A 20,794-nucleotide genomic window follows, 5' to 3' on the forward strand; every position below is an offset into this window, starting at 1 on the left:
ATGGATGACATGTCAACCTTTGTGACGTAGGCTGGTGGCATGACAGCCGACCTGGCCGCGTGGCGTGCTTACAGCACCGTGCACACCCAGCTCGCGGCTCACCTGTCCCGCGAGCTGACCCGGGCCACCGGGCTGTCCGAAGCCGACTACCAGGTCCTCGACGCGCTGCTCGACGCCCCCGGCGGCCGGATGCGCGCGCTGGAGCTGCGCTGGGTGCTGCAGTGGGAGAAGAGCCGGCTGTCCCACCAGGTCGGCCGGATGGCCAAGCGCGGCCTCCTGGGGCGCGAGTCGTGCGCCGAGGACGCGCGCGGCTGGGACATCGCGCTCACCCCCGAGGGGCGCGAGGCGGCCGCCCGCGCCCGGCAGGTGCGCGACGACTCCGTCCGCCGCCTCGTCCTCGACGCACTCGGCCCCGACCGGCTCGCCGGGCTGGAGGAGACGGCCGCTCTCCTGTCGGCCCGCCTGGAGAGGGCAGCGGAGGAGGACCCGTCCTGCCGCGCCGCCCGCGCCGAGGTCTTCCCCGGCGCCCCGTCAGTCGACTGAGCGCAGCAGGAGCAGCGCGATGTCGTCGAGGCGCTGGTCGACGTTGGACGAGGGGGCGATGAGGGCGTCCGCGAGCTCCTGCAGCGGCCGCCGGGCGAGCCTGCCGAGGTGCAGGGAGAGTTCGGCGATGGCGTCGTCCAGCAGCACGCCGGGCGCTTCGACCAGCCCGTCGGTGTAGAGGGCGAGCGTGCCGCCGGGCGGCAGCGCGACCTGCGAGGCCTCGTACTCGGCGTGCGGGTCGATGCCGAGCAGGAGCCCGGGGGTCGGCTCGATCAGCTGGGTCGCCCCGCCGTGGTGGTGCAGCAGCGCCGGCAGGTGGCCGGCGCTGGCCACGTCCAGCACCCTGTTGTGCAGGTCGAGGTTGATGTAGAGGCAGCTGGTGAACCGGTTCGGCGTCAGGTCGATGACCAGCCGGTTGGTGTGCGCGAGGATCTCGCCGGGATCGGCTCCCGAGGCCGCGTAGGCGTGGATCGCCGTGCGCACCTGCCCCATCAGCGCCGCCGCCGTCGGGTCGTGGCCCTGCACGTCGCCGATGACCGCCGCCGCGCACTCGTCACCCAGGCTGATCAGGTCGTAGAAGTCGCCGCCGATGTCCATGCCGAAGGTGGCGGGCAGGTAGCGGGCGGCCACGTCCAGCCCGTCGATGTGCGGCAGGCGGCGGGGGAGCAGGCTTTCCTGAAGGCTCTGCGCGAGCCGGTGCTTGGCGTCGTACAGCTTGGCCCGGTCGAGCGCCTGCGCGACCAGCCCGGCGAGCGAGGTGAGGGTGGCGCGCTCGTCCTCGGTGAAGTGGTGCGGGCGTTCGTAGCCGATCACCAGCGTGCCGAACGACCGTCCCTGCGTGGTCAGCGGCAGCACCGCGCAGGCCGCGATGGGGTCGTCGACCGCCGGAGGATAGATCGTGCGCAGCTCCCGCCGGGAGGCGAAGAACCCCGGCTCGGTGGCGTCGGCCGGGGACCCGGCCGGGCTCGATCTGGTCGTCGACCACTCGTTGAACGTGTCGATGGTCTTCCGGCTCGTGCCACGGCTGCCGAGCAGGATCATCCGGCCGCTCTCGGCGGTCAGGATGGACAGGGACTGCGCGCTGAAGACCGGCAGCAGGTGGTCGCCCACCAGGTCGACGATCTCCCGCACGGTGGCCGCCTGGCTGAGCATGGCGGTCAGCTGCAGCATGCTGTGCAGCGTGGAACTGGCCGTCCCCCTGCTCCCGGCCAGCATCTGGTCCGGCATGAGATGCCCGGGGTCACGCGCCATGGTGCTGGGCGTGACGCGGACGCTGATGCCCATCGGCGCGGGATAGAGCTGGAAGGCCAGCCACTGCCCGCTGGGCCGCCGGGCGGTGAAGGAGGTGGCCTCCTGGCTGATCACCGCCGCCCGGTAGCGGTCCTCGTACTCGGGGGTGTTCAGCCACGGCAGCGCCTCCCAGGCGCGCCGGCCGAGCAGTTGGGAAGGCGAGTCGCCGAGCAGCTCGGCGGCCGACGGGGTGAGGAACGTGATCCGGCCTTCCAGGTTCAGCGCCAGGTAGCCTTCGGGCAGGCCGATGAGGCAGTCCAGGGCGGCCATGCCGGCGTCGGGGTCGAGCCGCCGCCCCCGCCGGGGGGAGATCACGCGCGGCCGGACGCGGGGCGTCACCGGCTGCCCGCGCCGCGCGGCGTCGCTCAGCACCGCGCCCATCCGGTGGCACGTCCGCTCGATCAGCTGCCGCCGTTCCTCGGTGAGCTCGGTCTGGCCCGGCGGCCAGGCCAGCAGCAGCGATCCCCAGCACGCGTCGCCGGCGCAGATGGGAGCGGCGGCCATCGAGAAGTCGTACGGCAGTGACAGCGCCGCACCGGGGTAGTCACGGGCCAGCTCCGCCTGGTCGGCCAGCCAGACCAGGCGCCGCTCGCGCAGGGCCACCGCCGACGGCACGGGCCCGTTGACGCGCACTCTCGACCAGGCCCTGGCGATCGTGATGGGGAAGCCCTGCTCGGCGTCCATGAGCAGCAGCTCCTGGTCCTCGTCGAGCAGGTAGAGCGCGCCGAGGTGGGCCCCGGTGGCGTTGATGACCGCCACGAGCAGGTCATGCAGCTGCCGCGCCTCCGGACCGGGAGCCGCGGTGGCCTCGAACTCCTGTCGCACGCCGCTAGCCCGTCCGGCCCCCGGCGTGCGGTACCCGTGGAAACAGTCCTCCGAAATCCCCCATACAGGCAGGATGCGTCCACAGAGCGTCAGTCAAACCTAAAATCTCGGGCGCCGTCATCCGGTTTCGCGGCCTTGAGGTCGGCTTTTCCGCAGGTCGATGGGTATGGGGCAGGTGGAGCTAGGGCATCGGGGGAGGCGTGAGGGGTTCGAGGCGGGTGCGGCGCGGGCGGGCCGTTCTGTCAGAGTGGACTTTCGCCGCCATGCTGCTCGTCGTCACCGTGGCCGTGCTCGGGCTCGGCCTGCTGGTCGGGGCCGTCGACCGGCTGGTGCCGCTGCTCATCTTCCTGCCCGCGGTCATCTCCGGCGTGGGCAGTGTGGCGCAGACGACCACGGCGTCCGTGTGGGTGGTCGCGGTGATCGGCTTCGTCGTGGCGTCCGAGGGCGAGGGCATCGGCATGGACCTGGGCGCGATGACGTTCACGGCCCTGTTCGGCGTGTGGAGCGTGCTCAGCTGCCGCTACCGGATCGCCCGCGAAGAGGAGATCCACCGGCTGCGCTCGGCCGGCGCGGCGCTGCAGAGCCAGATCGTCCGCCCGTTGCCGGTGCGCACTGCCGACGTGGTCGTGGACGGGGTCTACGAGCCCGTGGAGGAGGACGCCACGGTCGGCGGCGACATGTACGAGGTCGTCGACACCGATCACGGCACCCGGGTGATGATCGCTGACGTGCAGGGCAAGGGCCTGCACGCGATCGGGGCGGCCATCGCGCTGCTGGGCGCGTTCCGGGAGGCGGCCCACCGGGAGCGGAGTTTGGCCGGGGTGGTGGAGGCGCTGGAGACCGCGGTGGTCAGGCACAACGAGGGCGCCCGGCGCACCGGCGAGTACGAGCGGTTCGTCACCGCCCTCGTGCTGCACATCGACGCCCGGGTGGAGGTGGAGGCGGTCAACTGCGGCCACATCGCCCCCTATCTGGTCGCCCACTCCCACGCCTGGCAGGCCGACCTGGGCGAGCCGGAGCTCCCTCTCGGCCTGGGCCGGCTGGCGGACAAGCGCCGCGAGGCGGTGCGCTTCGCCTTCCCGCCGGACGCGACGATGCTGCTGTGCACCGACGGGGTCACCGAGGCGCGCGACCCCCGCGGCGCCTTCTACCCGCTGGAGCCCCGGCTGCGGGCCTGGGCCAGGCGTTCTTCGTCGGCCCTCGCCGAGGCCCTGCTGGACGACCTGCACGCGTTCACCGCCGCCGACTTCGGCGACGACCTGGCCATCCTCACGTTGCGCAGGAGCGGCTCGCGGCACTGATCAGGAGGGGTCGCTCTCCTCCGCGCCGGCGGGCCCGAGGTCACGGTGGCGGAACATGTCGATCAACGCCTGGACCGGGATGCCGGCCTCGGTGTGGTGGCGCAGCTCGGCGCTCGGGTTGATCTCATAGCGGTTGCGGCGCCCCATCCGCTCGCGCATGAGGTATCCGGCGTCCTCCAGATCGGAGACGATGCCCTGGGCGGCCCGCTCGGTGATGCCGATCTTCGCGGCGATGTCGCGGAGCCGCACCTCGGGATCGGCGGCCACGGCTATGAGGACCCGGGCGTGGTTGGTCAGGAACGTCCAGCCCGATCGCCGATCGACGACGCCGCTCATCGACTTGCCGCCCTCCTTGGGGCTCGATTTCCGTACTGGAACATTTTATACAGAAAACTTCTTCCTGTATTGTGTTGGCAGGAGGTTGGTCGGGTCGTGGCGAGGCCTAGTGACGAGGGGTCGGGGCGATGGCGCTGGCGGGAGAGACGATGGTGATGAGTGGTGCCGGGCACGCCCACGTGCCGGCGGCTGAGCATCTGCTGTATGTCGACAGCCTGCTCCGCGTCACCTGCACGGTGATGCCCGGTCCCTCGCTGGTGCGGCTGGAGGGCGACATCGACGTCACCAACCGCGCGGAGGCGGTGTCCGCGCTGCAGCGCGCCCGGCGCATCGACGCCGACCTGATCGTGGACGTCGGCCGCGTCGGCTTCATCGACCTGGCGGGGCTGCGCTCGCTGCTCGGCCTCGCCGCGTGCGACGGCGTCGTCGTCCGCAACACCCCGCGGCAGATGCGCCGCCTGATCGACGTGCTCGGACTGCCCCCACTCGACTGACACCCGGCGACGCCCGCCCCGTGCGGGAGCGGGCGCCGGGGGAGAGTGTCTACTTCAGCGCCTCCGCCGGTCCGTGGCGGTGCTCGGCCTGGGCGGCGCGAGCCTGGGTCGGCGCGGCGGCGCCGATCGTGCCGGTGTCGAAGGCGTAGGTGGCCGCCAGGGTGGCGATCGCGTCGGAGTTCACGTCCAGCGCCTTGTCGCTGATGTTCTTGATCGTGTCGCAGGCCTGGTGGTAGCACGGGTCGAGCGGGATGCCCGCCGTGCCGCCGAAGATCGCGGCCTCCTCCTCCGTCTTGAGCACCTCGGCGCCGGTGAACAGGCCGCCGGCCGGGATGCCGACCGCGATGAACGGCCCGTAGTCCGAGCGGCCGGTGAACGCGGTCGCCTTGAACGGCTCGCCGCGATCGGCGAAGAACTTCTCGAAGTCCGCCTCGATCTGGTCGGATCCGGGAGGCCCGGCGGTGCCGAAGGCGTCGCCGTCACCGTCGTAGATGCCGAAGGTGTAGTTCGGTGAGGCGATCATGTCGAAGTTGAGGTACAGAGCGATCTTGGCCCGCTCCGCCTCCGTGAGGTTGGCCACGTAGTGCTCGGAGCCGAGCAGGCCGAACTCCTCGGCGCCCCAGAACGCGAAGCGCATCTTGTTCTTCGGCTTGAGCTTGGCCATCTGCAGCGCCACTTCGAGGGTGCCGGCGCTGCCCGAGCCGTTGTCGTTGATGCCGGGGCCCTCCTGCACGCTGTCGAGGTGCGCGCCGAGCATGACCACGTTGTCCGGGTCCCCCTTCCGGCTCTCCGCGATCACGTTGTACGTGGTCCGCGTCTCGGAGATCGGGTCCCAGTTCATCGTGACGGACGTGCCCTCGGCGGCGAGCTCCTGGCCGACGGCGAAGCTGGTGAAGAACGACGGGATCGTGATGCCGGGGCCGCCGAGCACCGGGTTCAGGTCGATCTCGGTGCGGCCTTCCTGGCCCTCGTTGAAGATGATGGCGCCGGTCGCGCCCGCGGCGATCGCGTTCTCCACCTTGACCCGGAAGTTGCAGGTGCCGCGCTGCATGAGCGCGATGCCGCCCGCGGTGAAGCCCTCGAAGTCGCTCGCCTCGCAGCCGGAGCTGGAGCTGTTGGGCTCGCCCGGCGGCAGGACCACGTCCACCGGCTGGACCTGGCCGCTCACCGAACCGGCGGGGGAGTCGCCCATGGCGATGTAGTCGCTGAAGAACCCGTAGGTGTAGGTCTCCTGCTCCGGCGCGGTCCGCTTGAGCACCGGCGGCGTCCGGTAACCCTCGAAGAGGAACTCGAACGGCTGGACCGTCACCTTGTAGCCGGCCAGGCGCAGCCGCAGGGCGACGTAGTCGCGGGAGGCGTCGTAGCCCCTGGTGCCCGACACGCGGGTGCCGTCGAACCTGTCGGCGATCGCCTGGAACACCTTGAGGTGCTTCTTGACGTTCTTGCCCGAGACAGCCTTGACGATCTTGCTTACGTTGTCGTGGGGTTTGGGGTGGGCTTGAGCCGGTCCGGCGGCGGCGACCGTGGAGAGCGCCACTGCGGCGGCGACCGCGCCGACCACGCATTTACGCAGGCGGGAACGCATGATTGCTCCTCAGAACCATGGGAGGTGACCCCGGGGTCAAAAAGCGCGCGTTCCCCGAACTTATTGATAAATCCGGCTATCAGGGAAGATGTGGCAATGCATCTGTTGCATCACGGAGTCAGAACGGGTCAGGAGGATTACCCGTCACCGTAGGGTGGGCGGCATGTCTCCGAGGATCGCCACCGCCCAGCGCGTGGAACTGCCCGAACTGCTCGACTTCCTCCGCCCCCGCCATCACGGCCTGCTCTCCACCGCACGGGCGGACGGGCGGCCCCAGCTGTCGCCCGTCGCCTGCGGCGTCGACGGCGACGGAAGGATCGTGATCTCCACGTACCCCGACCGGGCCAAGACGCGCAACGCCCGCCGTGACGACCGGGTGTCCATCTGCGTGCTGTCCGACGACTGGGACGGCCCGTACGTGCAGGTAGACGGGCGCGCGGAGGTGCTCGACATGCCCGAGGCGCTCGACGGCCTGGTCGAGTACTTCCGGTGCATCTCCGGCGAGCACCCCGACTGGGACGAGTACCGCGAGGCCATGCGCCGCCAGGACAAGTCGCTCATCCGCCTCCACATCGAGCGCTGGGGGCCGATCGCCACCGGCGGCTTCCCCGCGCGGCTGGCCGGGTGACCTGGGCGTCCACCCTTGTGGTGACCCCGCGCCGAGGCGGAGACTGAGAATGACGGAGGGGGACGTCATGATCGAAGTCAAGAGTCTCGACAAGCCGGACGAGCGCCGCGACTTCCCGCAGGGTCACATGGAAGTGCTGGAGCTGAGCGGGCTCAGCTTCGGCGTGGCCACCTTCGAGCCCGGATGGCGCTGGTCGGAGTCGGTCAAGCAGATCGCCGGAACGAAGTCCTGCCAGATCCACCACAACGGGCTCGTGGTCCGCGGCCGCCTCTTGATCAGGATGGACGACGGCACCGAGACGGAGGTCGGGCCCGGAGAGCTCTTCGTCTGCCCGCCGGGACACGACGCGTGGGTGCTGGGTGACGAGCAGGTGATCGTCTACGACTTCGCGGGTGGTGCCGCTGAGTACGCCAAGGCAAAGGAGTCCTGAAAAATCCGGACACGTGGGGCCCTCTGGGGCTCCCGTGTTCTCCTACGCGGAGCGGCTCGAGACCCCCGGCGGTTCTCCGTCACGGCAGACGGGTCACCAGGATCCCGTCGTCGTCGCTCCACAGCTCCGCGCCCGGACGGAAGGTGACGCCGCCGAACGTCACCGGCACGTCACGCTCGCCCGCGCCGTCCTTGGCGCTCTTGCGCGGGTTGCTGCCCAGCGCCTTGACGCCCAGGTCGAGTTCGCGCAGCGCGGCGACGTCGCGCACCGCGCCGTTGATCACCACGCCCGCCCAGCCGTTGGCCACCGCGGACCCCGCGATCACGTCTCCCATCAGCGCCGTGCTCACCGAGCCGCCGCCGTCGACCACCAGCACCCGCCCTTCACCAGGCTCAGCCAGGGCCGCCTTGACCAGGGCGTTGTCCTGGTGGCAGCGCACGGTCGCGATCCGGCCGCGGAACGCGCGACGTCCCCCGTACTGACGCAGTTGCAGGTCGCAGGAGTCGAGCTCGTCGCCGCGCTCGTCGTACAGGTCGGCGGTGATGACGGTCATGGGGGCTCCTTCGACGGTCCGGTACGGCGACACAAGCTACAGCCCAGCGGGCGGCGTCCCGCTACCGGTGGTGGCGCCACGGCATGGCCAGGTCGGCGCCGCGCGGCGCGTGGGCGCCGGTGTGCAGGCCGGAGGTCTGGATGGCGCGGCTGATGTCGGTCGGCGTGAGCAGGCCGACCAGGTGGCCGCCGGGATCGAGCACCACCGCCCGGCCGTCGGCGCAGCCCGTCATCCGGGGCAGCAGGTCCATCAGCGGCTCCTCCGGCGTGGACCTGGGCACCTCGCCGGGCGGGCAGGCGATGTCCGCCAGCCGGGTGGTGGCCCGCTCCTCGGGCGGCAACTGCCGGATGCGGTTCAGCGTGACCAGCCCCGCGAAGCCGCCGCGCTCGTCCACCAGCGGATAGGTCGACAGGCGGCGGCTGAGCACCACCTCCTCGATCAGGTCCGCCACGGTCTCGTCGGGACGCGACACCACCGGGTCGCGGGACATCACCTCGCCCACCCGTACCCCGCGCAGTGCCACGCCGAGCTGCGCCTGCTGCTCCTCGGCGCTCGCGGCGTTGACCAGGAACAGGCCGATCAGCGCCAGCCAGATCCCGCCGAAGCCGGCCCCGACCGCCACCTGGAGGAAGCCGAGCGCGATCAGCACGTACCCGAACGTCCGCCCGGCCCGGGCGGCGGCGACGGCGGCCCTGCCGCGGTCGCCCCACCGCCACCACAGCGCGGCGCGCAGCACCCGGCCGCCGTCCAGCGGCGCGGCCGGGACCAGGTTGAAGACGGCCAGCAGCACGTTCACCGCCGCCAGATAGACGAACACGTCCCCGGCGAGCGACGGCCCGGCGGCGGCCCGGACCAGCACCGCCACCACACCGAACAGCAGGCCCGCCACCAGGCTCGTCAGCGGCCCCACCACCGCGATCTGCAGGTCGGCGCGGGGCGTCTTGGGCTCGCCGCGCAGCTCCGCCACCCCGCCGAGGAGCCACAGCGTGATCCGCGACACCCCGATGCCGTGACGCCCCGCCATCAGCGCGTGCGCCACCTCGTGGGCCAGCAGCGAGGCCATGAACAGCAGGGCGGCCACCACCCCGGCGGCCAGGTAGGCGGCCGTGGACAGGCCGGGGAAGGTCAGCGGGAACCGGCCGAAGGCCAGCCCGAACACCAGGATCGCGACGATGAGCAGCACGCTGAGGTTCATCCCGACCGGGACACCGCCGATCCGGCCGAGTGGGATCGTTGAGCGCATCTTCCCTCCAACGGAGCCGACGTCCGCCATGCGCCTACCCACGCCGCGACCGAGGTCACCGGCCCCGACCTGCTCCGATCCGGTTTCGGGACGGGAGCGCCGGGCAGGTCGCACCGGGTGACGAGACGACGTTTCACCCCGCTCGACAACACGTTGGTCCTGCTCACCCGCGGTTACGCCTGGCTGCCCGACCTGCTCCGGCGGACCCGCGGCGACGTGATGACCCGGGTCATGGGCAACCGGGCCACCGCCCTGCGCGGGCCGGAGGCGGTGCGGTTCCTGTACGACGAGCGCCACGTGCTCCGGCACGGCGCACTCCCCGAGCCGATCCAGGCCACCCTGCTCGGCAAGGGCGGGGTGCACTCGCTCGACGGCGCCGCCCACCGGGCGCGCAAGGCGCTCTTCATGTCCGTGCTGGCCGACCCCGAGTCGGTCGCCCGCCTGGTCCGCCACGTCGGCGACGCGTGGGACGAGACCGTCGCGACCTGGCCGGGACGCTCGCCCGTGGTGCTCTTCGACGAGGCCGCGGAGATCATCGCCAGGGGAGCCTGCCGCTGGGCGGGCGTGCCCGTGGCCGAGGCCGGCGTCAAGGCGGTCGCGGAGGACATGGTGGCCATGGTCGACGGGTTCGCCACGCCGGGACCGCGCCACTGGCGGGCCAGGCGTGCCAGGAAACGCAGGGAGCGCTGGCTCACCCGGCTGTTCGACGACGCCCGCTCCGGCTCGGTCACCCTGCCCGCCGGCTCGCCCGCCGACCTCGTCGAACGCCACCACGACAACGAGGGGCAGCCGCTGCCGTCGCACGTCGCCGCGGTCGAGCTGATCAACCTCATCAGGCCGACCGTCGCCGTCGCCTGGTTCGTCGCCTTCGCCGGGCACGCGCTGCACCGCCGGCCGCACCTCAGGCAAGCGCTCGCCGATCCCGCGTACGCCGAGGCGTTCGCCCAGGAGGTCAGGCGCTTCTACCCGTTCGCCCCGTTCATCGGCGGCCGGGCGGCCGGCGACCTGACCTGGCGCGACCTCCGCATCCCCGAGGGCACGCTCGTCCTGCTCGACCTGTACGGGCAGAACCACGACGCCGGACTGTGGGAGGACCCGTACACCTTCGACCCCGGCCGGTTCGTCGAGTCGCCCCCGGGCCGCGACGACCTGGTGCCGCAGGGCGGCGGCGACCCGCACACCGGCCACCGGTGCCCCGGCGAGGCTGTCACCGTCGAACTGCTGAAGAGCCTCTCCGCGCGGCTGGCCGGCCTGGAGTACACCCTGCCGCCGCAGGACCTGACGATCCCGCTGCGGCGGATCCCCACCCGGCCGCGCAGCGGCGTCGTCATCGACGCCGTGCGGGTGCCGGCTCAGTCGAGGTCGACCACGACGGGCGCGTGATCGGACGGCCCCTTCCCCTTGCGGGCCTCGCGGTCCACGTACGCCGACCGCACCCGATCGGCGACGCCCGCGGCCGCGTACACCAGGTCGATGCGCATCCCCATGAGATCTAGCGAGGGAATTGCCGCGTTCACCCGGCAGGGGAATCGCTTCCCTGTTATAGTTTCTTTGTTCGAAACGGGCAGGGCTTGTCCGTCGCCTACCCCAGCAGGGGAAAGCGAGAAGCCGCTTCCTTCTGGAAGTGGAGGAGTCACGTTCTTGTGGAACATCCGCGGACGCGGACGTGGGTGGACCTGGCGAATACGGCCGGATCCACCCACGTCCGCGTCCGTCGGCGCCACGTTGAAGTCGCCGCACGCCACCACCGCGCGCCCGGCCCGCAACTCCGCCCGCACCGCCTCGCCGAAGGCGGCGAACCAGGCCAGCTTGTACGTGTAGTGCGGCGAGTCGAGCGTGCGCCCGTTCGGCGCGTAGATCGACCAGACCCGCAGCCCTCCGCAGGTCGCGCCCACGGCCCGTGGTTCGGGCGTGACCGTGACGGTGCCCTTCGCCGAGTCGAAGCCCGGTTCGCCGGGGAAGCCGGGTGACACGTCCTCCAGCCCGATCCTGGAGAGCACCGCCACCCCGTTCCACCGGCCGTCGCCGTGAGCGGCCGTCGCGTACCCGAGCGCGGCCACCTCCCGCGCGGGGAAGCCGTCCGCCGGGCACTTCGTCTCCTGGAGGCAGACGATGTCGGGCTCCTTGTCGGCCAGCCAGTCGAGCAGGCGCGGCAGCCGGGCCTTGACCGAGTTCACGTTCCACGTCGCCAGGCGCATGGTGCCAGCTTGTCAGAGCCGCGGCCCGGCCCGGCGCGGTAGCGTCGCAAGCGTGCGGCTGGAAGGAATGCCGGCGGGTCACCGGCTGCGTTACGGGCCCGCGGCCGAGGGCATCGAGCGGCTGGAGGCGTCGCTGGTGGGCGTGGCGTTCTCGCCGCACCGCCACGACACGTACGCGATCGGCGTGACGCTCGCCGGGGTGCAGACGTTCCGTTACCGGGGCGAGTCGCGTCACTGCCTGCCGGGGGAGTGGCACGTGCTCCATCCGGACGAGGTGCACGACGGGGCGGCGGGCACCGGCGACGGGTTCGGCTACCGGATCTTCTACATCGACCCGGCGCTGGTGCAGGAGGCGCTGGGCGGGGCGCCGCTGCCGTTCGTGGCCGACCCGGTCATCCGGGGGCGTGGCGTGCCCGCGTCGCTCGCGGCCTGCCTGGCCGGGCTCGACGAGCCGCTCGACGGCTTCGCGCGGGTGGAGGTCGGCGTGCTGGTCGCCGGGATGCTGGCCCGGTACGGGTCGGCACGGTACGGGTCTGCGCGGTACGGGCGCCGGGGGCCGCTCCCGATGGCGGCGCTGGCCCGGGTGCGCGAGCTGATCGCGAGCGACCCGGTGGTGCGGCGGCCGGTCGAGGAGTTCGAGCGGGTGGCAGGGCTGGACCGGTGGACGATCGCGCGCCAGTTCAGGGCCGCGTACGGCACGAGCCCGACGCGCTTCCGCACCATGCGGCAGCTCGACCTGGTGCGGCGGCTGCTCCTGGCGGGCACGCCGGCGCGCGAGGCCGCGGTGGGGGCGGGCTTCGCCGACCAGGCCCACATGACCCGCATGTTCAAACGCGCCTACGGCCGCACCCCGGCCGCCTGGCGAGCCGCCCTCCCCTGACCTCCCGCGGACCCTCCGCACAGGCGGTCGCCCGATCGGGCGGGACCGGTCCGGTACGGGCGATCGCCCGAGGGGGTCGGATCGCGGCTGGGTGGCGGGGGCGGTCGTCCGGTCAGGTCGGGTCCGGGTGGAGGGTCGCGGTCCGGTTTTCGAGGGCGTGGATGACGGCGGCCATGTCCTGGGCGCCGTGGCCGAGTGCGAGCGTCTCGCCGAAGAGCGCGTGGCAGACGTCCAGCAGGGGCGAGGCCAGTCCCCGTTCCCTGGCCGCCTCGGCGATCAGCCGGTTGTTCTTGAGCACGTCCGCGATCGCCGCCTGGGCGGTGAAGTCCTCCCGCGCCAGCTTGGCCGCCTTGGTCCTGGACACGTCGCTGGCCATCGGCCCCGAGTCGAGCACCTCGCGCAGCCGGTGCACGTCCAGCCCGTGCCCGCGGGCGAAGTGCACCGCCTCCGCCAGCCCGGTGACCGTCGTGATCAGGAACACGTTGACGGCCAGCTTCATCAGCAGCGCCCCCGGCACCGGCCCGCAGTCGAAGGCCTCGGCGCACATCGGGCGCAGCAGCGGCCGTACCTCCTCGACCGTCCCGGCGCCCCCGGCGAGCATCGCCACCAGCCGCCCCTCCTCGGCGGGCCGGCGTGACCCGGAGACGGGGGACTCCACGTATCCGCCCCCGGCGGCCAGGACGTCGGCCTCCAGCCCCGCCGAGTAGCCGGGCGAGGTCGTGCCCATGTGCACGATGACGCGACCGGCCACGTTCCCGGCGAACCGCGGCGTGCCGCGCCCCAGCACCGTGTCCATGGCGGACTCGTCGGCCAGCATGAGGATCGACACCCGCGCCCGCCGCAGCACCTCGTCGGGGCTCGCGGCCACCTCCGCCCCCGCCGCGCGGACCGGGTCGCAGCGTCCGGGGGTGCGGTTCCACACCACGAGGGGGATCCCGGCGCGTGCCAGGTTCACTGCCATGGGCTGCCCCATCAGGCCGAGCCCGAGGAAACCGACGTTCATGGGGCTTGTTGTAGCCGGAACGGCCGGTCCGGGTCTTGTACGGTTGTGACACCTCGCCACGCCGTGTCCGGCGGTGCCTTGATCGTACGGATGCGTGCATCTAGCCTCGTTCTGGGTGTTCAAACCTGTTCGGCTAGGGGGGCCACATGGCAAGAACGCGCAAAATCACTGTGGCGACGGCGGCGGTCGTACTCACCACATCCGCTCTGACCACGCCGGCGGCGGCCGCGAAACCGCCCCGCTGCCCGCTGATCTTCGGCCACGGGGGCTATCCCGACAACCCCGGCGCCAGCCTCAAGGACCGCATCCGCCAGGCCAACAACCCCAGCGCCGTGCGCCACATGCGGCGCTCCGGCGCCCAGGGCGTCGAGGCCGACGTCCAGCTCACCAAGCACGGCACCAAGGCCGTCATGTGGCACAACACCACCACCAACGGCCTGACCGGTCCCCGGCGGGCGATCACCGACCTGTGGTGGAGCACCGGCGACGGCAATCTCAGGTCCCGCCGGATCTCCCGCGGCCCCTACAAGGGCGAGAAGGTCTACACGCTGCGCGCCTGGCTGCAGCATGTCGCGTCGGTCCGCATGATCGCCCTCCTGGAGGTCAAGCCGCAGGCCAAGCGCGTCCTGGCCAGCAAGGCTCACTCCGCCGCCGCGTGGCGGGAGCTCTCCTACCCGCTCCTGGAGCGGCAGGACCTCCAGCCGATCATGGTCTACTCGACCGACCCGTGGATCCAGAACCAGCTGGCCAAGCGCCACCCGTCGCTGCTCAAGGGCGAGCACGCGCGCTGGACCGACAGCGTCGTCTGGGACGAGCCGCCGCCCGGCTGGAAGGGCAACACCCACCGCTGGCAGAGCATTCTCAAGCTCCGCCCCATCAGCATCATGACCAACTACCCGCTGGAGTACCGCCGCTGGCTGGAGGGCCGGTGCGACTGACGGCTACCTGGCCGCGCTGAAGTCGTTCAGCTCGCGTACGGCACGGTCCATGTCGTCGGCGGTGCCGAGGCGCAGCAGCTTGGTGTAGAGGATGTCGCCGGCGGCGGCGCCGCGGCGGATCGCCAGCGCGCGGGCGGTCATCCGCGCCTGGATCTCGTTGACGATCACCTGCGGGTCGCCGCCCCAGCCGTACGCCGACAGGAACTGCCGCAGCCGCTTGGGCCTGGCCTCGAACGCGGTGAAGCCCTCCGCGGCGGCCACGTGCCGGGAGTGCAGCGGCACCCAGCTCAGCGCCATCCACGCCACGTCGGACTCCACCGAGACCGGGCCGGCGAAGTCCCAGTCGAAGAAGCCGGTCAGGCGGCCGTCGTGCCAGGCGGCGTTGAACGGGCTGGCGTCGTTGTGCGCGATGATCAGACCGGGCCGCCAGCGCCCGCCGCCGCGCCAGGCCGCGTCCGGCGGCGGCACGAACCCCGCCACGGCCTTGTGGTAGTCACGCAGCCACCAGGCCACCTGCCGCAGCGCGTCCTCGGTGCGGGTCCACTCGGGCCACACCTGGCGGGTGCCCAGCGTCTCGCCTTCGAGGAAGGTCAGGACCTCCCGCCCCTGGCTGTCGACGCCGACCACGCGCGGCGCCCCGGCGAAGCCGACGCGCTCCAGGTGTCTCAGCAGCTCGTGGACGGCCGGGGTCCACGAGCGCACGGTCCTCCTCACTGTCGCGCCCAAGCGGGTCGCGCCCCCGTCGTTGCCTCCATCGAGGCGAGTCTCCAACTCTCACCCACCTGCCTCTGGGCTCGCAGGAACGCCTCAACCCAGGCTCTCAACAGGCAGGGCAATCTCCAAGATGGAGAACTGCCAAGGAACAAGCTTTGTCCACATTTGGACATACCAATAAGCCAGCTAAACGGGTGTATCTGCTTATACGCCGATTTTTCGTGCTTGACAAGATCTTGTCAGGCCATCCGGCCGGTGCTACCTCTTGCGGATGCGGGTGAAACCGCGCGTCCCGGGCACCACTGGAGGGAAAACGTGCCGACCATACCCTGGTTACGCAGCACCGTTGTCGTCGCCGCCACCGCGGCGTTAGTCCTGCCCCTCGCCACGCCGGCCCTGAGCGAGCAGACCCGAACCGCCGGCAACGACCCGATCGTCCACGACTTCCAAGCAGAGGAACACGGCAAACCCGACGTCGACAACCGGCAGGGAACGGTCCCGCCGCCGATCGGGGCCAACGCGCGCACCGCCGCGCCCGAGGCGACCGTCCGATGGAACGCTCTCGGCACCCCTGCCGTCGTCACCGCCGCCCAACCGCTCGCCGAGGGCCTCGGGTCAGTCCCCGAGCAGGCCGCGCGCGCGTACCTCAAGAACAACGAGCGGCTGTTCGGCCTGTCCGCCGAGGCGGTCGACGCGCTGGAGAAGGTCGCCGTCAACCCGATCGGCGACGGCCACGCCGTGCTGCTGCGCCAGCGCTTCGGCGACCTGCCCGCCGGGGTGGACGGCATGGTCGCCGTCGGCGTCCATGACGGGACCGTACGGCACGTCACCTCGACGCTGTCACGCGAGAGCGCCGCGCCGCCGGCGGCCACGCTCAGCGAGCAGCAGGCGCTGGAGATCGCGGCGAGGGACGGCGAGATCGACCTGGCCACCGCCGTCACCAAGCGGGTCACCAAGGTCGCGGTGCCCGCGCCCGACGGCGTGCACAGCGCGTACGAGGTCGTCCTGATCGGCGGCGCCGACGGCGAGGCCGCCGCGTACACCACGCACGTGGACGCGGTGAGCGGCCAGATCCTGGTCCGCGAGAACCTCGTCGACCACCACCACGACGCGGACAACCCGAAGTGGGACGTCTTCCCCGCCAACCCGCCGGCGAACTACTCCTCCCGCGACACCCGCGAGACCTGGTGCCACGAGGGCGAGCGCGGCTGTGACTACGTGCCCGGCGGCGACCCGGCGACCGGCAAGGCGTGGGACGTGGACCACGCCACGGACCAGCCCACCGGCACCAGCCTCGGCAACGCCGCGCGCACGTACGAGAACCGGGCCAGCGGCGACCCGTTCACCGTCGGCACCCGGAGCAACGTGCTCACGCCGAGCCGGAACTACCAGTACCCGTGGCGCAACACCTGGTTCGAGGCCAAGTGCAACCCGGCCGTGTTCGACCAGGAGGGCGAGGCCGACCTGGAGGCCGCGATCGCCAACCTGCACGTGATGCACAACCGCATGCACGACTGGTCCTACCGGCTCGGCTTCACCGAGACCGCGTGGAACATGCAGCAGGACAACGGCGAGCGCGGCGGGCTCGGCGGCGACCCCGAGCAGGGCAACGCGCAGGCCGGCGCGCGCGACCTGACCGTGCGCGACAACGCCAACCAGATCACCGGACCCGACGGGGTCGCGCCGATCACCAACATGTACCTGTGGCAGCCCATCGCCGGCGCCTTCTACGCGCCGTGCGTCGACGGCGACTACGACATGTCCGTGATCGGGCACGAGTACAGCCACGCGATCTCCGGCCGCATGATCGGCGGCCCGAACGCCGGCTGGAGCGGCGCCCAGGCCGGCGCCATGAACGAGAGCACCTCCGACCTCATCTCGATGGAGTACCTGTTCGAGTACGGGTTCCGCCCCGCGGGCAAGACCCCGTACGTGACCGGCGGGTACGTCACCGGTGACCCGGAGCGCGGCATCCGCAACTACGACATGTCCAAGTCGCCGCTGAACTACAGCGACATCGCCTACGACCTGGTGGGCCAGCAGGTCCACGCCGACGGCGAGATCTGGACGGCGACCCAGTTCGACGTGCGCGAGGCGTTCGTCAAGAGGTACGGCAAGGGCACCGCCAAGCAGCAGCGGGAGTGCGCGGACGGCAAGAGGCCGGTGGACAAGTGCCCGGGCAACCGGCGCTGGGCGCAGATCTCGTTCGACGCGCTGCTGCTGATGGCCTCCGGCGCGGTCAGCTACGTCGACCACCGCGACGCGCTGCTCGCCGCCGACACCATCCGGTTCGGCGGCAGGAACCACGACATCATGTGGCGCGCGTTCGCCGCTCGGGGCCTGGGCGCGGCCGCGGCCAGCAACGGCTCCGGCGACCCGGACCCGACGCCGAGCTTCGTCGACCCCGAAGGCCGCAACGGCTCGCTCAAGCTCAAGCCGCTGGGCGAGGCCAAGGGCGCGGCGCTGCGGCTGTACGTGGGCGACTACGAGGGCCGCGCGGTGCCGGTCGCCGACACCGACCCGGCCACCGAGCTGGGCGACACCGTCGAGATGACGCCCGGCGTGTACGACTTCGTGGTCACCGGAGCCGGCTTCGGGCACACCAGGATCAAGGGCGCTGTGGTGCCCGGTGTCACGCTGCCGCTCCCGCTGGCCCTGACCCGCAACCACGCCTCCGGCGCGGCCGGCGCCGCGGCCGCGGGCGACGGCGTCAACCACGGCAGGCTCATCGACGAGACCGAGGCCACGAACTGGGCCTCGCTCACCGGCGCCCCGGCCGGCAAGTCGGTCACCGTGGACCTGGCGGGCGACAAGCCCGTCAAGATCCGCCGCGTCCAGGTGAGCGCCATGCTGCGGCCCAACGTCAACGACCCGGCCGACCCGGGCGGCCAGAACCGGTTCTCGGCCCTGCGCTCGTTCGAGGTGCTGGCCTGCGCCAAGGACTGCGCCGACCCGGCGAAGTTCAGGAAGATCTACACCAGCCGGGCGGACGCCTTCGACACGGCGCTGCCCCGGCCCCGCGGAGCCGACCTGCTCATCAAGTCGTTCCGCGTGCCCGCCACCGACGCCACCCACCTCATGATCCGCGCGCTGACCACCCAGTGCACGGGCAACCCGCTGTACGCCGGAGAGCAGGACGAGGACCCCAACTCGGCGACCGACTGCGGAACGGCCAGCCCGGCCCGCGACCAGGTCAGGGCCGCCGAGTTCCAGGCGTTCTCGCACTGACGTCCCGGATCGCGGCCCGCGCCCGGCACGGGCGCGGGCCGCGGTGACGGCGCGGACCCCCGGATCCGCGCCGTCGCATCGCACAACACCCGTGGAGGCCTTCCGTGCGTCTACCCGCCGCCCTCGCGGCCGTCGCCTTCTCCGTCGCGCTGCTCGCCCCAGGAGTGGCCGTCGCCGAGCCCGTACCGCCCTCCAGAGACTTCGGCAACGGGCCGGAGCGCAACGAAGAGGCCGCCGGCCTCGGCGAGCGGGCCTCCGCCCTGCGCGCCGCCCCCGGCGAGGACTTCCGCCGCCGTCCCGGCCATGACCAGGGCTACCCCCGGCGGAACACGCTGCCCGTCCCCGCCGAGAACCCCGCCGACGCCGCCATCAAGCTCGGTCTCGTCCCGTACCACGGCATCGCCGCCAAGCTGAACGACCTGCAGAAGCGCAGCGACCGGGTGAGCGCCGAGATCACCGGCCGCAGCCACGACGGCCACGACCTCTACCTGGTGACCGTCACCGCGCCCGAGAGCCGCGGCGAGGCGCGCGAGCAGGACCGGATCCGCGAGCGCATCGAGAACGACCCCGCCGGGGCGGCCCGCGACCGGAAGCTCGTCAAGAAGTACAAGGCGCCGGTCTTCTTCAACGGCAACATCCACGGCAACGAGTGGGAGGGCACCGACGCCGTCCTGCGCGTGATCGAGGAGCTCGCCACCAGCACCGACCCCAGGACCGCCGCCCTGCTGGGGCGGACCAGGCTGTACTTCAACGTGACCGCCAACCCCGACGGCCGGATCGCCGGGACCCGGCAGAACGGCGCCGGGTTCGACCTGAACCGCGACTTCATCACGGCCTCCCAGCCCGAGGTCAGGGCGATGCGCCAGATCATGATCGACACGCAGCCGGTGGCCATGATCGACCTGCACGGGTACGTCAACGGCACGCTCGTCGAGCCCACCACGCCGCCGCACGGCGCGAACTACGAGTACGACCTGTTCATCACCAACGCCTACCCCAACGGCCTGGGCATCGAGGCGGCCATCCTGGCGCTCGGCTACACGCCGGAGGCGGACGGGGTGTTCCCGCCGCAGATCCCGTTCCGGGACTCCGCCGAGGGCTGGGACGACTGGCCGCCGATCTTCACCCCGCAGTACGCGCCGTTCCAGGGGGCGGTCGCCTCGCACACGATCGAGTTCCCGATGCGGGTGAACGGCTCCGACTACACCAACCGGCCCGTCGAGGAGCTGCGCCGCCGCTCGGCCATCAACGTCGACATCGCCGCCGCGGCCGTCCGGGCCACGTACGCGTTCGTGGACTCCCGGCACGACCGGATCATCGCCGACCAGATCGAGGTGTTCAGGCGCGGCGCGGCGGGAGAGCCGGCCAAGGAGGTGCCGCTGGGCATCGTGCCCGGGTTCGGGCCCGAGGACGTCTACACCACCACCTACCCGCGCGCGTACGTCATCCCGGCGGGCAACGCGCAGCGCTCGGCCACCGCGGCGGCCCGCCTGGTGGACCACCTGGTCGCCAACGACGTCCGGGTGGAGCGGGCGAAGCTGCCGTTCCGGGCCGGCGGGAAGACCTATCCGGCGGGCTCGTACGTGGTCGACATGCGCCAGCCCAAGCGGGGGCTGGCGAACGTGATGCTGGAGCCGGGGCAGGACATCTCCCCACGGGTGGATGCCATGTACGACATCTCCGGCTGGAGCCACGCCCTGCTCTGGGGCGCCACGGTGGACACCGTCGCCTCCGGCTCGCTCCACGTGCTCGGCGTGCCGGTGAGCGCGGCCGCGCCGACCGGGTCCGTGCCGGACGGGCGCGGGCCGCTGGCGCTGGCCGTGCGTGACGCCAAGGAGGTGCGGGCCGTGAACGACCTGCTCTCCCAGGGGGTCGAGGCGGTCTGGGCGGACGGCGCCGTGGTCGTCCCCGCCGGGGCCCGTGGCGCCGCCGAAGCCGTGGCCGACCGCTACGGCGTGGCCTTCACCAGGGCGCGCTCGGGCGCCGGCGTCCCGCTGACGCCGGTCCGCGTCGCCGCGGCGGTCTCCGCCGACGAGCTGTTCACGCTGCGCGAGCTGGGCTTCGCCGTCACCCCGGTCTCCACCGCCGTGCTCAACGCCGGCTTCGACTGGAGCGGCGCGGACGTGCTCGTCGTCTCCAGCGGGCTCAGCCACGCCGCGCTCGACCCCCAGGCCAGGGCGGCGCTCGACGCGTTCCTCACGACCGGCGGCGTGGTCACGCGCGGCGGCACCGGCGCGGCCTTCAACGCCGCCGCGGGGCTGCTCACCGCGACCTCGGTGACGCGCCCGCCCACGCGTTCGTCTACTCGCCGCGCTGGTTCACCGGCCTCGGGCCCGAGGTGACGGTCGAGCAGTCGTACGCGGCCGGCGACCCGCTCGTCTCCGGCCACTGGCGTCCGAACCCGGACGGCACCGGCGGCCAGGACGCGGCGGCTGGTCAGGCGGCCGTGGTGAGCGGGCGGGACGAGCGGGGCGCGGCGGTGGTGCTCTTCGGCACCGAGCCGCTGTTCCGCAACCACCCGAAGGGCCTGTTCCCGCAGGTCGCCCGGGCGCTCTACTGGTCCGCCGCCGTCACCGGCAGCCCCGTGACCACCCGATAGCGGGCG

Annotated in this window: 19 protein-coding genes; 11 read left to right on the forward strand and 8 right to left on the reverse strand. The window is 72.2% G+C overall.

The window, feature by feature from the left end:
• Nucleotides 1-39 precede the first annotated feature (39 nt).
• A complete protein-coding gene (locus ABD999_RS15475) occupies nt 40-543 on the forward strand; it encodes a MarR family winged helix-turn-helix transcriptional regulator (protein WP_271277891.1) in 504 nt (167 codons plus the stop codon).
• On the opposite strand, the gene ABD999_RS15480 is transcribed toward ABD999_RS15475, so the two are convergent.
• A complete protein-coding gene (locus tag ABD999_RS15480; protein ID WP_271277890.1) occupies nt 532-2,658 on the reverse strand; it encodes a SpoIIE family protein phosphatase in 2,127 nt (708 codons plus the stop codon). The two genes, ABD999_RS15475 and ABD999_RS15480, sit on opposite strands and share 12 nt — an antisense overlap.
• Before the next feature lie 263 nt (nt 2,659-2,921).
• On the opposite strand from ABD999_RS15480, the gene ABD999_RS15485 reads away from it, so the two are divergent.
• Nucleotides 2,922-3,959, forward strand: coding sequence for a PP2C family protein-serine/threonine phosphatase (locus ABD999_RS15485; RefSeq protein ID WP_271277889.1), 1,038 nt, complete (start codon nt 2,922-2,924; stop codon nt 3,957-3,959).
• Here ABD999_RS15485 and ABD999_RS15490 read toward each other — a convergent pair whose 3' ends face one another.
• Nucleotides 3,960-4,295, reverse strand: a complete 336-nt coding sequence (locus ABD999_RS15490; protein ID WP_271277888.1) for a helix-turn-helix transcriptional regulator — start codon at nt 4,293-4,295, stop codon at nt 3,960-3,962.
• 128 nt (nt 4,296-4,423) lie between these two features.
• Here ABD999_RS15490 and ABD999_RS15495 point away from each other — a divergent pair, with 128 nt between their 5' ends.
• Nucleotides 4,424-4,789: an STAS domain-containing protein gene (locus tag ABD999_RS15495; RefSeq protein ID WP_271277887.1), complete on the forward strand. Its 366-nt coding sequence runs from the start codon at nt 4,424-4,426 to the stop codon at nt 4,787-4,789.
• A gap of 49 nt (nt 4,790-4,838) precedes the next feature.
• Here the strand turns inward: ABD999_RS15495 and ABD999_RS15500 are convergent, their stop codons facing one another.
• A complete protein-coding gene (locus ABD999_RS15500) occupies nt 4,839-6,374 on the reverse strand; it encodes a M28 family metallopeptidase (protein ID WP_271277886.1) in 1,536 nt (511 codons plus the stop codon).
• Nucleotides 6,375-6,537: 163 nt separating this feature from the next.
• On the opposite strand from ABD999_RS15500, the gene ABD999_RS15505 reads away from it, so the two are divergent.
• Nucleotides 6,538-7,002: a PPOX class F420-dependent oxidoreductase gene (locus ABD999_RS15505; protein ID WP_148033272.1), complete on the forward strand. Its 465-nt coding sequence runs from the start codon at nt 6,538-6,540 to the stop codon at nt 7,000-7,002.
• A gap of 67 nt (nt 7,003-7,069) precedes the next feature.
• The gene (locus ABD999_RS15510; protein ID WP_148033271.1) at nt 7,070-7,432 is read left to right on the forward strand and encodes a cupin domain-containing protein; all 363 of its coding nucleotides are present in this window, start codon (nt 7,070-7,072) and stop codon (nt 7,430-7,432) included.
• Nucleotides 7,433-7,511: 79 nt separating this feature from the next.
• On the opposite strand, the gene rraA is transcribed toward ABD999_RS15510, so the two are convergent.
• Nucleotides 7,512-7,985 carry a ribonuclease E activity regulator RraA gene (gene rraA, locus ABD999_RS15515; protein WP_271277885.1) on the reverse strand — a complete coding sequence of 158 codons (474 nt, stop codon included), beginning with the start codon at nt 7,983-7,985 and terminating at the stop codon, nt 7,512-7,514.
• A 61-nt stretch (nt 7,986-8,046) separates the two neighbouring features.
• Nucleotides 8,047-9,228, reverse strand: a complete 1,182-nt coding sequence (locus tag ABD999_RS15520) for a site-2 protease family protein (RefSeq protein ID WP_271277884.1) — start codon at nt 9,226-9,228, stop codon at nt 8,047-8,049.
• A 117-nt stretch (nt 9,229-9,345) separates the two neighbouring features.
• Between ABD999_RS15520 and ABD999_RS15525 the strand changes: the two genes are divergently transcribed.
• A complete protein-coding gene (locus tag ABD999_RS15525) occupies nt 9,346-10,611 on the forward strand; it encodes a cytochrome P450 (RefSeq protein WP_271277883.1) in 1,266 nt (421 codons plus the stop codon).
• Here ABD999_RS15525 and ABD999_RS15530 read toward each other — a convergent pair.
• Nucleotides 10,581-11,426 (reverse strand): exodeoxyribonuclease III, encoded by an 846-nt coding sequence (locus tag ABD999_RS15530; protein WP_345482759.1) that lies wholly within the window; start codon nt 11,424-11,426, stop codon nt 10,581-10,583. The genes ABD999_RS15525 and ABD999_RS15530 overlap by 31 nt on opposite strands.
• A gap of 52 nt (nt 11,427-11,478) precedes the next feature.
• On the opposite strand from ABD999_RS15530, the gene ABD999_RS15535 reads away from it, so the two are divergent.
• Nucleotides 11,479-12,306, forward strand: coding sequence for an AraC family transcriptional regulator (locus ABD999_RS15535; RefSeq protein ID WP_271280341.1), 828 nt, complete (start codon nt 11,479-11,481; stop codon nt 12,304-12,306).
• 112 nt (nt 12,307-12,418) lie between these two features.
• Here the strand turns inward: ABD999_RS15535 and ABD999_RS15540 are convergent, their stop codons facing one another.
• Nucleotides 12,419-13,309: an NAD(P)-dependent oxidoreductase gene (locus ABD999_RS15540; protein WP_271280340.1), complete on the reverse strand. Its 891-nt coding sequence runs from the start codon at nt 13,307-13,309 to the stop codon at nt 12,419-12,421.
• Between the two features lie 146 nt (nt 13,310-13,455).
• Here ABD999_RS15540 and ABD999_RS15545 point away from each other — a divergent pair, with 146 nt between their 5' ends.
• On the forward strand, nt 13,456-14,247 hold the full coding sequence (locus ABD999_RS15545; protein WP_271280339.1) for a glycerophosphodiester phosphodiesterase: 792 nt from the start codon (nt 13,456-13,458) through the stop codon (nt 14,245-14,247).
• Between the two features lie 3 nt (nt 14,248-14,250).
• Here ABD999_RS15545 and ABD999_RS15550 read toward each other — a convergent pair whose 3' ends face one another.
• Nucleotides 14,251-14,949 carry a phosphotransferase gene (locus ABD999_RS15550; protein WP_219552138.1) on the reverse strand — a complete coding sequence of 233 codons (699 nt, stop codon included), beginning with the start codon at nt 14,947-14,949 and terminating at the stop codon, nt 14,251-14,253.
• Between the two features lie 327 nt (nt 14,950-15,276).
• On the opposite strand from ABD999_RS15550, the gene ABD999_RS15555 reads away from it, so the two are divergent.
• The 3 genes from ABD999_RS15555 to ABD999_RS15565 all read left to right on the forward strand — a co-directional run bounded on the left by ABD999_RS15555 (nt 15,277) and on the right by ABD999_RS15565 (nt 20,788).
• On the forward strand, nt 15,277-18,189 hold the full coding sequence (locus tag ABD999_RS15555; protein WP_345482760.1) for a M36 family metallopeptidase: 2,913 nt from the start codon (nt 15,277-15,279) through the stop codon (nt 18,187-18,189).
• A gap of 104 nt (nt 18,190-18,293) precedes the next feature.
• Entirely contained in the window at nt 18,294-20,531 is a 2,238-nt protein-coding gene (locus ABD999_RS15560) for a M14 family zinc carboxypeptidase (RefSeq protein ID WP_345482761.1), read from the forward strand.
• Nucleotides 20,528-20,788, forward strand: a complete 261-nt coding sequence (locus ABD999_RS15565; protein WP_271280553.1) for a hypothetical protein — start codon at nt 20,528-20,530, stop codon at nt 20,786-20,788. Before ABD999_RS15560 ends, ABD999_RS15565 begins: the two co-directional genes overlap by 4 nt.
• The last annotated feature ends 6 nt before the right edge of the window (nt 20,789-20,794 follow it).

The organism is Nonomuraea ferruginea (assembly GCF_039540635.1).
Lineage (GTDB): Bacteria > Actinomycetota > Actinomycetes > Streptosporangiales > Streptosporangiaceae > Nonomuraea > Nonomuraea ferruginea.